Consider the following 12,550-nt stretch of genomic DNA (forward strand, 5'->3'; position numbering starts at 1 on the left):
CACCAACACCGCCAGCAGAAACAGGCCACCCTGCGACGAACGCAGATACCCGGCCGCCGCCGCCCGACCCGAGCGCTCCGGTGCCCCCGCCGCGACAGCCGCCTGTGCCATCCTCGCCCTCTCGTCTCATCTCGGCCTCGAATGCATACGGATGGACCGCACGCCGAGGCAGCGCCTTCACGGCGCCGAACAGATTGCAGTATGCAATAACTATAGGATCAGCTGCCCGCAGGTGCAACGTTCCGGATTCCGCCCTGCTCCCGGCGCCGGCGGCGGGTCCGCGTCGCGCGGAAGGCGCCCGAGCCGGTAGAAAGGACGAATGCGCACTCCTGACGGGCGACCCTCCGGGCTTTCACCCGAGCACACAGCCGGACGCGCCGAGGATCCCGATCAGGTCGTCGCCGCGCTGCTCACGGCGTCGCGCCTGCTCGTCGCCATCGCGGCGAAGTCGCTGACCGCGGTCGAGGAGACCCTCACCCTGCCCCAGTACCGCCTGCTCGTCGTCCTCGACTCCCGCGGCCCCTCCAGCCTCGCCGGGCTCGCCGAGGCCCTCGAGGTCAACCCCTCCACCGCCCTGCGCATGGTCGAACGGCTCACCACCGCCGGCATGGTCGAGAAGACCGCGAACCCCGCCCGCCGCCGCGAAGTGCTCCTGCGCCTGACCGGCGCCGGCTGGCAGACCGTACGCCAGGTCACCGAGGCCCGCCGCACCGAGCTCTCCCGCATCGTCGCCGCCATGCCCGCCGAACAGCGCACCCAGCTCGTCACCGCCCTGACCGCCTTCACCGAAGCCGGCGGCGAACCCCCCGAACGCCTGCCCGTACTGCCCGGCTGGCACTGAGGCGCAAGATCACGCCCACGATCGCTCCCCCAGCACGGACGATCCAGCCTCGCGACCAGCGGCAATCGACGCACTTGACGAAGCGACTCGCAGAGAGCCCGCTTCGACACACGCGTGGTCGCTCGGCCGCGGGAGTGCCCCCAGATCCGGATCAGCCCGGATCAGCCCGGATCAGCCCGGATCAGCCCCGATTGTAGTGATAGTGCACTTCCGAGACGCTTGGCGGAGCAGACGGGTCGGGAAAGTCCTGCTCCTTGAGCAGCGGCTCCAGCCGCTGCGTGAAGTACGCCTGAAACGCCTCGGGCGACTCCCACACGTCCACGACGCGCAGACCCGCACCCGTAACCATCGCGGTGTGGCAGATGAGCCCCTCGACAGGTCGCCCTGAGCGCGTACCCGCGCGCTGGTCGACGGCGTCGTACTGCTGCGCCGTGACTCCCTGAAACTCGGTTTCGATCAAGACGGCCATGACACTCTCCGCTAGGGGCGGGCGACCTCCCCGACCGCAGGGTGCGGATACGCCTTCTCCAGTCTTGCTCCGCGACGCCGAGCTCGCAATCCGGCCCATAGAACCGCGCCGGCCCGTGCCCCGCGCGCAGGGCCGGCCCCCGAGCCTCCGGACACCGCGCCCGCCCTCGCCGCGAGGCCGGTCGCTCCGCCCAGGTCCCGATCCGATCCCAGATCGAAATTGCAGTGTGCAACGTTTTAGCGGCGGAATCGCCGGTAACCCGCGCGCGGTGGACACCGAAAACACGAGAGAAGGCCCAGACCATGCCCGCATCCGTCTCTTCGATGAGAGCACGCCGGAGAGTGCGTAACGGCGTCCGGCTGCTGGTGCTGTCCGCCGCCGTGCTGATGGCTGTCGGTTTCCTCGGCCACTGGGTCGGACTGGTCATGCTGACCACCACACTCGGCCCGACCGCCTACCTGCTGCTCGCCCAGCCGGAGAACGAGCAAGCCCGCGTGCGCAGCGCGGTGCTCGGACACGGTGCGGCGACAGCCTGCGGGCTGGCGATGCTCGCCGCGTTCGGGCTCTGGAACGCGCGATCGGTCGCCGTCGTCCACCGCGAAAGTCCGGCCCAGATCCTCGCCCAGGCACTCGCTGTCGGCGCCACATTGCTCGTGCTGACACTGCTCGACGCTCACCACCCCCCGGCCGCCGCCACAGCCCTGCTGATCACCTCCGGCATCGCACGGCCGGGTCTGCCGCTGTTCGGCATGCTCGCCGGCCTGGCCGCGCTCATCGCCCTGTCAGCCGCCCTCTCCCTAGCCACCCGCAGGTCCACCTCCCGGCACGATCCCGAACCGAAGGGAACCCGCCCGTGCTCACCCGACCGCCCGCCTGGATCGAGACGATCGGCTGGTTCAGCCTCAGCGCCGCGTTCACCAGCGTCCTGATCATCACCGCCGACATCCTGCGCGGCCACCGCCAGAAGATGTGGATCATGAATCTGGTCTATCCGATCACCGCGCTGTACTGGGGGCCGGTCGCTCTCTGGTTCTACCTGCGGTATGGCCGGCGCACGGCCAAGCCGGAGATCAGGGCGCACGGCATGCCGGACAGCGAGAAGCTGCCCCGGTGGAACACGACCGCGAAAGCCGTCAGCCACTGCGGCGCCGGCTGCACTCTCGGCGACATCGCCGCCGAATGGCTCGTCTACGGCACCGGCCTGGCCATTGCCGGCAAGGCCCTGTACGCCGACTTCGCGCTCGACTTCGCCTTCGCCTGGGTGCTGGGCATCTTCTTCCAGTACTTCACGATCGCACCCATGCGCGACATCAGCGTGCTCAAAGGAATCGCCGCCGCGATCAAAGCCGACACGCTGTCCATCCTCGCCTTCCAGGTCGGCCTCTTCCTCGGCATGTGGATCTACCAGGACCTCATCTTCTCCCCCGGCCTGGCCAAAACCACCGCCACCTACTGGATGCTCATGCAGATCTCGATGATCATCGGCTTCTTCACCGCCTGGCCCGTCAACGTCGCACTCGTGCGGCTGGGCTGGAAGGAGCGCATGTGAGCCGAGGTCCCGCCGCGTTCCCGGGGACATCGCCGTTCCCGGGCACATCGCCGCGTTCCCGGGCACATCGCCGCACCAGGGACATCAAACGCCTGCGACCGCAGCCGTACCTTGACTAAGCAGGCGCGCGGACTACCGGTCGCTCGCCCGTGGACGCCACAGATCAGCCTCATTGCGCCGCGCGGAATGCGCCGGGCGTCATCCCGACCTCCCGCATGAAGAACTTCCCGAAGTTCGTGGCTTCGCTGAACCCGACTGCGCGCCCGATCGAGGCGATGTTGAGGTCGGTGTGCACGAGGAGCCGCTTCGCCTCCAGCGCCACCCTCGCGTCGAGGAACTGCTTGGCGCTCGTGCCGGTCGCCGCGAGACATGCTCGGGTGAGTGTGCGTGGCGCGTAGCCCAGCCGCGAGGCGTAGACCTGCACGTCCCGCGTGACCGTGAACGACTGCTCCACCGCGGCCCGGAATGCGCGGAAGACCTCGTTGGCGTGGTCGTCGCCGGACGGCTGCTGTGCGCGTGCGACCCGCAGCAGCATCGCCGTCGTCAGGTGCCGCAGCACCCCGACGGACAGGCGCACGGGGTTTGCGCGCCGCGTGTCAAGGAGGCGGTACTCGGCAAGGATCTCCGCGGCGGCCCGGTGCAGCGCGTCGGCCTCGGCGCCGTCGGTCGTCACTGCCGCGGGCCCGAACTCGAGATCGAGCAGCGTCGCAACGCTGCCAGTGCGCGGCGGGAAGTCGGCGGTGAACAGCAGAACGACCGCGTCCAACTCGGTCAGCCTGCCGTTCGCCCCGGCCGGAAGCCGCTGCACCTGGCCGGGGCGGACGTGCAGCACCGTCCCGGGCCCGCACGCGTACGGCACGAAGTCCACCGCCGCGCTCGCGACCCCGGAGCGGATGACGGTGAGCTGGTGGAAGTCGGCCCGGATCGGCGAGGCGGCGATGTGAGCCTTCGTCCGGGCCCGCAACTGCGCGAACGTCATCGCCTCCAGGCCGAGGCGTGGCCGGTCGGGGTTGTCATACGTGAGCCCGACGATCTCAGACTGTCCGGAATCGACCATGGTGGGTCCGGACTTTACCTCGTCTAACAGGGCTTCGTCGAGCGATCCTGGTGAGGCGGCAGTGATCGACCATAACGAGATCGACCACGACGAGCCGCCGAAACGAACACGCCGTACCAGCCATCCAAGGAGCAACCCAGCATGAACACCCAGACCCTCGACGCCGCGCGCCTCCCCTTCGTCTACGAGCAGGCCCTGAACGCAGGCGACGTCGACGCCGTCCTGTCGCTGTTCGAGCCGGAAGCGACGATGCGCACCGTCACCGGCGAGGTCATCGCCGGCGAGGCGAAGCTGCGAGCGGAGACCCTGCAGACGATCGCGACCAAGGCGCACCTGACCAACAGGGAGCGGCACACCCTGATCGCGGGCGACACGGCCCTGCTGATCGTCGACTGGACCCTGACGGCGACACTGCCGGACGGCACCAGCATCAACCCGACCGGCACGACCACGGCGGTCGCCCGCCGGACGCCCGACGGCTCGTGGCGCTTCGCCGTGCTCAACCCTCTGGGCATCGCATAGGAAGCCGGCAGGATCGCGTGGTTCGGGGCCTCGGGAGCCTCGCCGTCACGCAAACGTGTAGATGCTGATCTCGCCGCCGGTGATGGTGACGGTGCCCGCCGGGGTGTCCTGGGCGTGCCAGATGACGTATTCGCCCTCGCGCAAGTCGGGGTAGACGGCGTCGTAGGTAGGCGGTGTGGTGTGGCGTTCGCGAACCATGGAGTGGGTGCGCACGGACGCGGGCTCGCCCTGGCGCGATACGGGGCTGATCTCGATCTCGCGGCCGAGGTGGGAGGCGTCGGACTGCAGGATCAGGGCGCCGATGTCTCCTCCAATGTCCAGGACCACGCTGGCGGTGGAGGACGGTCCGTAGTGGTGGTGGGTATGCGCGTGGCTCATCGGGATGAAACTCCTTGATCGCTTTTCCAGCGGTGGGAAGCGGCCCGGTCCCGCCGCTGTGGAGGCGGGACCGGGCCTTTGGGGACGCGGCGCGCGCACAGGAGGGGCGTTGTCAGCGTTGTGGCGCGCCGCGCCGGTTCGTGGCTACGCGGTGGTGTAGCCGCTGTAGGGGACGCCGAGGTAGGGGAAGTTCGGCAGGTAGCCGGACGGGACGTCCGCCGCGGTCAACCCGTCGGTGATGGCGCCGACCGCGGCGTCGGGCGTGTAGGTCTTGTCGATCAGCGGATAGGTGGCCCCGGCGATCGCGCGCAGTTCGACGGTGACGACGTCGTCGGCGACGCGGCGGCCGTTGGGGAAACCCGCGGCGTCTCCGGCGATCAAGCCGAGCGGGTTGGGGTTCTTCGTGGGGGCGATCGCCACGTTGAGCCGCAGCATGTCGGCCTGCGTGTCGCCGGTGTAGTTCTGGAAACCGGGCACGACCCCGGACGGGATTCCGGTCAGCAGGATCGCCTCGAGGTCCGCGCGAGCGGTCTTCGCGGCGTCGAGCGCGGCAAGGTGGGGAAACACGCCGGGGTAGAGGACCGGCAGGAGCCCGGCGAGTTCGGGGTGGGCGACATACGGGGCGAAGGCCTTGTCGTCGGCGGGGGGCAGCGCGTTCCACTCGTCCTTGCGTGCCATCGGCACCAGCACCTCGTTGAACAGCGGGTTGCCGAGCCGGGAGACCTGGGTGTAGGCCCCGTATTCGATGTCGTGCCCGGCCTCGTCCTGGCGGATCACGGCCTTGCGCCGGCTGGCGGTGGTCCACACGCCGATCACCGCGCGCGGGTCGGCGGCGCTGGTGGCGCGGTGGCCGTCCCGGGTCAGTTCGGTGATCGGGACCTGCAGGGCGATCGAGTGGACGTTGACCCTGGCGGTGGAGTTGACGCCCGGCATCTTCGCAAGCCCGGGCAGCCCGAAGGTGGCGTGCAGGTTCGCGAACGGGCGCAGGACGCCGAGGTCGAAGATCGCCCCGAGGTCGACGTAGAAGCCCTCCGCGCGCTGACCGGCGAATACGCTGCGGCCGTTGCCCAGCGCGTGCACGGCCGAGGCGGCGAGTGCGGGGTAGTCGGGGGTGGACAGCGGCCCGATGTTGCACGGCGGGCAGGACAGGCCGCGCCCGAGTTCCGCGCAGCGCCCGGGCGACTCGACGCGGGTGACCGAGTAGGTCTGGCGCCGGTTCCAGTTCGGCGAGTCGAGGGCTTCGATGGGTCCGGTGTTGTACAGGAACGTGTTCTTGTTCGGGACCGTGGTGGTGAACTCGAACTGATAACTGATGTCGGCGCGTCCGTCGCCGTCGTTGTCGATGTGGATCTCGTAGAGGACGTCGTCGCCGAACTCGTAGAAGTTCGGGCCGCCGTCCGGGCCCTGCAGCGGCAGGTAGTTGGCGATCAGGGTGACGGTGTCGGGCTTGTCGGGGCTGACGAACGCGTAGAGGTCGGTGCTGTCGGCGACCGGGTCCTTGGAGATCTCGGGTGCTTCGCGGTGGGAGGACATCGGATTTCGAATCTCTCTGCTGGGGGAATCGGTGAGGCGAGCCGGCTCGGTGCGCTCAGCGCGCGAGCCGGGCCAACTGCGCGGCGAGCGCCCGGTCGGTGCAGGTCCGGTGGCCGTGCTCGGTGTAGACCTCGAGCGTGCCGAGGCGCGCGTCGAGCACGCGCACCAGCACGCCGTCCCCGGCCTCGGGACGGTGCTCCGGGGCGTCCGCGGCCGTCTGCCCGGGTACGGTGGCGGCCTCGGCGCCGGCCGCGGGCCCGGCCAGCGCGAGTGCGCCGCCGACGGCCGCCGCCGTGGCGGCGGTCTTGACCAGGGACCTGCGGGAGAGGTCGGAGCCTGCAAGGGGGTAGGTCATGCTGTCACGCTTCCTACTCGCGAAATCGCCCGCGCCGGACGGTGCGGGCGGTCGGGATCTTCGGCAGTGACGCGGCTCTCGCCGCGGCCTGAAGTCGACACCTGCTTGTCTTCGCGGCGGTGCCACGTCTGGATGGCGATCGAGCCGGTCTTTCATCCATCCGGCCCAATTCGCAGCTCATCGGATAGACCGACTGGTTCGCGATCTACGTGACGTCGCCATGGCGTATTCGGCGGGCCGCGCCGCCGGCGAGCCGGCCGCGTCCGGGTCCGCGTCGAAAGGTGCTCTCAGTGCCGAGTCCACGAGGTTGTGCGACTGCCGGAGCTCTTCGAGTACGTCGCCGTCGATGAGCGCGCTTGGGTGTGGTGTCGATGAACTCGCGCATGCCCTTGGTCTGGCTGGTGTTCAAGACAATCTTACGACTGGCCGATACTGCGCGTGACTCTGCGGACGAAAGACCGAACCCGGTCAAGAGGCAGCTGCCTGACACTCTCAGCCATCTGAACCTATGGAACGGCGCCCCCGCCGCACGCGTAGCGATTTCGCGGGCCGGATCGTCGCACCCAGGGGACCATACGCACCCGTGTTCGGGGGCTCTCGCCGTGTTCCCACTTTCCGGTCTGCCGGGGTCAGCGGAACGGACTGGTAGGCGCGTCCGGGCGGCAGCCGACTCCGTTATCAATATCCATATTACTGATGGTTTCTCCTGGATGCACACGTCATGGTTCGAATGCGTGCACAACTCATACGAACTTCGGCGGGTCGGCCGAGATTGGCTGGGGCCGCTTCACTCGGGTGATCGGCTGGAGCGGGACTCGCCGCCTCAAACTGCGGCCTGCGTGCTCCGGAGGGAGCCGGGTCGCGCGCGGCGCCGAGGAGCAGGCCGTCAGCCCGGACGTTCAGCTGAGCCCGGCCCACCCGGCAGCGCCGCTCACTGCCTGGGCCCGGCACAACGCCGCCGCGTTCAGCGGACTACGGCCGGAGGCCCCTCGCCTGCCAGGCTTCCGCCCGGCAGGCGCTTTCCGGGTCGCCTCTGCGGGGACGGCAAGGAGCCCGGTCTTCCGCGGCGGTTTCGTGCTCGCTGCGGAAGACCGGGCTCGGAGGCCTTGCGACGTGCGACGGACTAGGCGAAGAACTTCAGTAGTTGCTCGTTGACCTCGTCGGCGTGAGTCCAGCACAGGCCGTGGCCGGCGCCCTCGAGCGCGACGTAGGTGCTGCCCTTGATCAGCTCGTGGGTGCGCGGGCCGCAGGCCTCGATCGGCAGGATCCGGTCGGCGGTGCCGTGCAGCACCAGGACCGGGATATCGATCTTCGTCAGGTCGTGGCGGAAGTCGGTGTGCCAGGTCGCCACGCAGGCGACGGTGCCGGCAGCCGAGGCGGACACCGCGGTGTTCCACGCGTCCTGGACGACCTCGGCGCTGATCCGCTCGCCCAGGGTCTCGTCGAGGTTGAAGAAGTTCTTGTTCCACTCGGTGAAGTAGGCGAAGCGGTCGGCCGTGAGCGCCGCGGCGATCTCGTCGAATACCTCCTGCGGCACGCCGTGCTCGGTCTCCGGGGTCTTGAGCAGGTAGGGCGGGACGCCGGAGACGATCACGGCCTTGCGGATCCGGCCGGAGCCGTAGGTGCCGAGGTAGCGGGCGATCTCGCCGCCGCCCATCGAGTGCCCGGCCACGTCGACCTCGTGCAGGTCGAGGTGGGTGAGCAGCTTGTCCAGGTCGGCGGCGAAGGTGTCGTAGTCGTAGCCGGTCGACGGCCGCCCGGAGCGGCCGAAGCCGCGCCGGTCGTAGGTGATCACCCGGCGTCCGGCGGCCAGCAATGCCCGTTCCTGCCGCTCCCAGGCCCTGCCGCTGAGCGGGAAGCCGTGGATGAGCACGATCGGGCGGCCCTGGCCGTGGTCCTCGTAGTAGATTTCGATCGGCGCGGTGTTCTCCTGGCCGACGGTCACGTAAGGCATGTGCTTGTATCCTTCCGGCGTACTCAGGCGGGAACGACGTAGGGGAATTCAGCGCGGCGCGCCTGCGCGGCGGTGGCCGGGGTCAGGCCGGCGGGCACGCCCATGTTGGTGACCAGCGAGAGCATCGCCTCGGGGGCGTTGTCGGCCAGGGTGCGGCCGTTGCGGGTGGCGAAGCCGAACTGGGCCGGGCTGCCCACGACGTAGGGCAGCACGTCGGGCAGCAGTTGTCGTGCCACCTCCTGGCCGTAGCCCTCCGGGTCGGTCGAGGTGCCGGTGGCCGCGACGACGGCGGCGACGCGCTCGGCGATGAACGAGCCTGCGGCGGCGCGGTCCTCGGAGGGGTGGCGGGTGTTGGCCGGGTTGGAGAAATCGGTGTCGCCGGGCCAGAAGATCGGCCACATCATCGGGTGTCCCGCGCGGTTGATCTGCCGCCAGCCGCCTGCGTCGGTGGCCAGCTTGGTCGCCGCCCACAGCCCGATTCGGGTTCCAGGACGCAGGGTCGAGTGCTCGTGCGAGACCTCGAGCACGATGGTCTCCACGGTGGTTCCGGCGAAGGTGTTCTTCGCCTCGCTCGGCCGCCAGCCCGACAGGTCGACGGCGGTGCCCTTGCCCACCGCCTCGTTCACGCGGGCGAGCAGGGACAGGTCGATGTAGAACGAATCGGCGATGCGTCCGGCCCACACTCGCACCCCGTCGACCGCTGCCGTCTCGCCGGTGCGCCCTTCGAGCACGAGCTTGCCTGCGGCGCCGTCCTCGCGGGCGTCGCCACCGGTCAGGGCGTCGAGTCTGAGGTTCTGACTGCCGGCGGCGTCGGCCTCGGTGAAGGAGAACCGGTAGGTGAGGCTCTCGACGTCGGCGCCGTTGACGTGGACCTTGAACTCGTAACGCGCCTCCGGGTGGAAGCCCGGTTCCGCGTAGACGCCGGTGATGTTCGAGTTGACGTCCATCACGAACACGGTGCTGTTCTCACCGGAGAAAACATAGAGGTCGTCGAGGAAGAGCTGGCCGTTCTGGGCCGCCAAAGGCGTGTCAAGATGATGCGACATGAATAATCCTCTTCGCTTGTGCTGCCCGATCGGGTGAGGCGCTGCCGCGCTACGGGACATGAGACTGCGCGACAGGGCGCGGCACGAACCCGCACGCTGCACCGAAATCTGTACACCCGGAGATTCTGCGTTTAATCACAACAACTGTGCTACGTATGGTGCGAGTCCGCGACTTGTCGGCCGAAGCCGTGATCCGCACTGCTCATCCTGGTCGGCACCATCGGCTTCCGGTAGCGGCCTATCGCGAATGCGGCGATAATGCCCGGTTATGAGCGCGTCGCCACCAGACCTCGCCAACCTGAAGCTGCTGATGCTTGTGGCGGAGCTGGGCAGCCTGGGCCGGGCAGCCGGGCGAATGGGGATCAGCCAGCCCGCCGCGAGCAAGCGCCTGGACCAGCTCGAGCGTCGACTCGGTCTGCGCCTGGTGGACCGGGACACGCGCGGTTCGGCGCTCACGGTCGAGGGCAAGGCCGTGTGCCAATGGGCCGCAAGGGTTCTCGACGAGCTCGACGCACTGCTGGCGGGTGCGGCAGCGCTGCGCGGCGAGCTGGAGACCGACCTGCGGTTGGCCTCCAGCATGACCTTGGCCGAGCACTACGTGCCGCGCTGGATCGGCACGCTGCAGCGCACGTCGCCCGAGGTGGTCGTCAGCCTCAAAGTGACGAATTCAGAGCAGGTCGCGGCCCTGGCCACGGCCGGCGAGATCGGTCTGGGGTTCATCGAGGCCCCCACGGTGCCGCACGGGCTCGCCTTCCAGCAGGTCGGCGCCGACCGGCTCATCGTCGTGGTGGCCCCCGGACACCCGTGGGCTCGACGCACCACACCGGTGGACCTGGCAGAACTGGCCCGTACCCGGTTGATCGTGCGCGAGCCGGGGTCAGGCACCCGCGAGACGTTCGAGCGCCTGTTGTCCGGTGCGGGTGCCGAACCTGTCAGGCCGCTGATGGTCCTGGATGCGAACGCGGCGATGCGCGCCGCGGTGGCCGACGGCGCGGGCCCGGCAGTGCTCAGCGCCGTGACGGTACGAGAGGACCTGGCAGCCGGCCAGGTCGTGGAGGTACCGGTCGCGGGCGTCGACCTGCACCGGCGGCTGCACGCCGTGTGGGCCGAGGGCCGACGGCTGACCGGCGCCGCAAACGCGCTGCTCCGGATCGCCCTAGCTGCGGGGAACTAGACAACTTCCGCGGATACCGCCGGAAGGATCGACAGCCAAGCACAGGTGACTGAACGCGTCTGACGGAGCGTCAAGGGTGCTGCAGGCGACCCGAGTGACCGCGCCGACTGACGCCGGAGACTACGCCGCGCGGCCGCGCCGACATCGCCGCCTACCGCGCGCAGAACCGCGCAAAACACAGCTTCAGCCGGAGCACGTGCACGTTCGCCCAACTCCAGAAAGTCGAAACGAGCCTCCGCCGACAAATTCGCCCACGAACTCGCCCACGAACTCGCCCACGAAAACGACCAGGACGACGACACCGACGACCTGCCGCTGATCACCGCATAGCCAGACACACACGCCGCTCCCCCGCGGCCGACCTGCGGAAATCATTACCACAAGGACGATATGCCCCATCCTATTCATGTTTCGGAAGCCCCACCGTCGGGCCGGTGTCACCGGAGCCGCGCAACCCCACTCCCCCAAGGCGCGCGCGAGGCCGGGCCCGGTTCGCGCCTGCGAGCAGAGATCAGGACTCTGCCCCTACACTCAACGGTCTCGGCTTCGTCGGACCCTTGCAAGCACCCGGGGAAGCGAGCGGACACCCTACATGAGCGCGGTTGGCCGTGACGCCTTGAGTTGGGCCCAGTGTGACGGTCCGAGCTGGGCCCGGTTATGGGGTGGCGGGGGTGGCGGTGTCGGCTTGAATTGGTCCCGGTTTCGGGTGCTGACGGTTTGAGCTGGACCCACCTGATGGCTCGTCGGTTCGTGCTCCGGCGGGCTTGTTGGAGCGTTTTCCGGTGCTGGTGCCGTTCGCGGCGGCTTGTGCGGCGTATCGGGAGTGGGTCAGTCGGTAGGAGACGGTGCCGGTCTGGATGAGCGTGGCGTTGTACGTCAGCCGATCGATGATCGCGGCGCAGAGCCTGGGGTCCGTGAAGGTGCGCGCCCAGGAGGAGAACGCCTCGTTGGAGGCGACCGCAATGGCCTTCTTCTCCTCGCGTTCGGTCAGGACCTGGAAGAGAAGTTCGGCGCCGCGCCGGTCGAGTTCGAGGTAGCCGAATTCGTCGATGGCCAGGAGGTCATAGCGTGCGTAGCGGCTGATGGTTTTGGTCAGCAGTTTCTCGTCGGCGGCTTCGACGAGTTCGTTGACGAGTTTCGCGGCGGTGGTGTAGCGCACCCGGTGCCCGGCCAGGGCGGCGGCCGCGCCCAGGCCTATGAGCAGGTGGGACTTGCCGGTGCCGGAGTCCCCGATCAGGCAGAGCGGCTCGCCGCGGCGTACCCAGTCGCATTCGGCGAGGGTGTTGATGACGGCGGGGTTGACGTCCTTGTTCGCGTTGTAATCGAAGTCTGCCAGCCACTTGGTGCGCGGGAATCCGGCCTGGCGCAGGCGGGCCTCGGTGCGGCGTCGTTCGCGTTCCTCGCACTCGGCGATCAGCAGTTCGGCCAGCGCGCCCTGGTAGCTCAGACGCTCGTCCTGGGCGCGGGCGAGGATCTTCGAGTAGGTGTCGCGGATGACCGGCAGGCGCAGGCTGCGGCAAGCGCTGGTGATCGCCGCGTCGGTGGCCTGGTCGGTCAGGGCTCGGGCGGGCATGGTCTCGGGTCCCTCCGGTCGTTCAGCAGGGCGTCGTAGGCGGCCAGGCTCGGTAGGGGTCGGGTGTCGGGCGGCAGCGCTGCCGCCCGACACCCGACC

Annotated in this window: 12 protein-coding genes and 1 pseudogene; 5 read left to right on the forward strand and 8 right to left on the reverse strand. The window is 69.1% G+C overall.

Features of this window, described 5'->3' with window-relative positions; all coding sequences use genetic code 11:
* The first annotated feature begins 319 nt into the window (after window positions 1-319).
* The gene (locus KDK95_RS31655) at window positions 320-841 is read left to right on the forward strand and encodes a MarR family winged helix-turn-helix transcriptional regulator (protein ID WP_212522023.1); all 522 of its coding nucleotides are present in this window, start codon (window positions 320-322) and stop codon (window positions 839-841) included.
* A 181-nt stretch (window positions 842-1,022) separates the two neighbouring features.
* On the opposite strand, the gene KDK95_RS31660 is transcribed toward KDK95_RS31655, so the two are convergent.
* Entirely contained in the window at window positions 1,023-1,310 is a 288-nt protein-coding gene (locus tag KDK95_RS31660; RefSeq protein ID WP_212522024.1) for a hypothetical protein, read from the reverse strand.
* Window positions 1,311-1,651: 341 nt separating this feature from the next.
* On the opposite strand from KDK95_RS31660, the gene KDK95_RS31665 reads away from it, so the two are divergent.
* Both KDK95_RS31665 and KDK95_RS31670 read left to right on the forward strand, forming a co-directional pair.
* The gene (locus KDK95_RS31665; RefSeq protein ID WP_212522025.1) at window positions 1,652-2,239 is read left to right on the forward strand and encodes an HPP family protein; all 588 of its coding nucleotides are present in this window, start codon (window positions 1,652-1,654) and stop codon (window positions 2,237-2,239) included.
* On the forward strand, window positions 2,164-2,859 hold the full coding sequence (locus tag KDK95_RS31670; RefSeq protein WP_212522026.1) for a DUF4396 domain-containing protein: 696 nt from the start codon (window positions 2,164-2,166) through the stop codon (window positions 2,857-2,859). The genes KDK95_RS31665 and KDK95_RS31670 overlap by 76 nt, the downstream gene beginning before the upstream one ends.
* 169 nt (window positions 2,860-3,028) lie before the next feature.
* Here KDK95_RS31670 and KDK95_RS31675 read toward each other — a convergent pair whose 3' ends face one another.
* Window positions 3,029-3,916 (reverse strand): AraC family transcriptional regulator, encoded by an 888-nt coding sequence (locus tag KDK95_RS31675; RefSeq protein ID WP_212522027.1) that lies wholly within the window; start codon window positions 3,914-3,916, stop codon window positions 3,029-3,031.
* A gap of 141 nt (window positions 3,917-4,057) precedes the next feature.
* On the opposite strand from KDK95_RS31675, the gene KDK95_RS31680 reads away from it, so the two are divergent.
* Complete coding sequence (locus KDK95_RS31680; protein ID WP_212522028.1) at window positions 4,058-4,438, forward strand: YybH family protein; 381 nt, start codon at window positions 4,058-4,060, stop codon at window positions 4,436-4,438.
* A 45-nt stretch (window positions 4,439-4,483) separates the two neighbouring features.
* Here the strand turns inward: KDK95_RS31680 and KDK95_RS31685 are convergent, their stop codons facing one another.
* The 5 genes from KDK95_RS31685 to KDK95_RS31705 form a co-directional block, all read right to left on the reverse strand.
* The gene (locus tag KDK95_RS31685) at window positions 4,484-4,816 is read right to left on the reverse strand and encodes a hypothetical protein (protein ID WP_212522029.1); all 333 of its coding nucleotides are present in this window, start codon (window positions 4,814-4,816) and stop codon (window positions 4,484-4,486) included.
* A gap of 144 nt (window positions 4,817-4,960) precedes the next feature.
* A complete protein-coding gene (locus KDK95_RS31690; protein WP_212522030.1) occupies window positions 4,961-6,349 on the reverse strand; it encodes a DUF4331 domain-containing protein in 1,389 nt (462 codons plus the stop codon).
* 55 nt (window positions 6,350-6,404) lie between these two features.
* On the reverse strand, window positions 6,405-6,704 hold the full coding sequence (locus KDK95_RS31695; protein WP_212522031.1) for a hypothetical protein: 300 nt from the start codon (window positions 6,702-6,704) through the stop codon (window positions 6,405-6,407).
* A 1,123-nt stretch (window positions 6,705-7,827) separates the two neighbouring features.
* Window positions 7,828-8,658, reverse strand: coding sequence for an alpha/beta fold hydrolase (locus KDK95_RS31700; RefSeq protein ID WP_212522032.1), 831 nt, complete (start codon window positions 8,656-8,658; stop codon window positions 7,828-7,830).
* A gap of 23 nt (window positions 8,659-8,681) precedes the next feature.
* A complete protein-coding gene (locus KDK95_RS31705) occupies window positions 8,682-9,704 on the reverse strand; it encodes a DUF4331 family protein (protein ID WP_212522033.1) in 1,023 nt (340 codons plus the stop codon).
* Between the two features lie 268 nt (window positions 9,705-9,972).
* Between KDK95_RS31705 and KDK95_RS31710 the strand changes: the two genes are divergently transcribed.
* Window positions 9,973-10,878 (forward strand): LysR family transcriptional regulator, encoded by a 906-nt coding sequence (locus tag KDK95_RS31710; RefSeq protein WP_212522034.1) that lies wholly within the window; start codon window positions 9,973-9,975, stop codon window positions 10,876-10,878.
* 808 nt (window positions 10,879-11,686) lie between these two features.
* On the opposite strand, the pseudogene istB reads toward KDK95_RS31710, so the two are convergent.
* Window positions 11,687-12,451 (reverse strand): annotated as a pseudogene (gene istB / locus KDK95_RS31715) (IS21-like element helper ATPase IstB); the annotation flags it as partial.
* Window positions 12,452-12,550 lie beyond the last annotated feature (99 nt).

This window comes from Actinospica acidithermotolerans, assembly GCF_018139625.1.
GTDB classification, from domain to species: Bacteria; Actinomycetota; Actinomycetes; order Streptomycetales; family Catenulisporaceae; genus Actinospica; species Actinospica acidithermotolerans.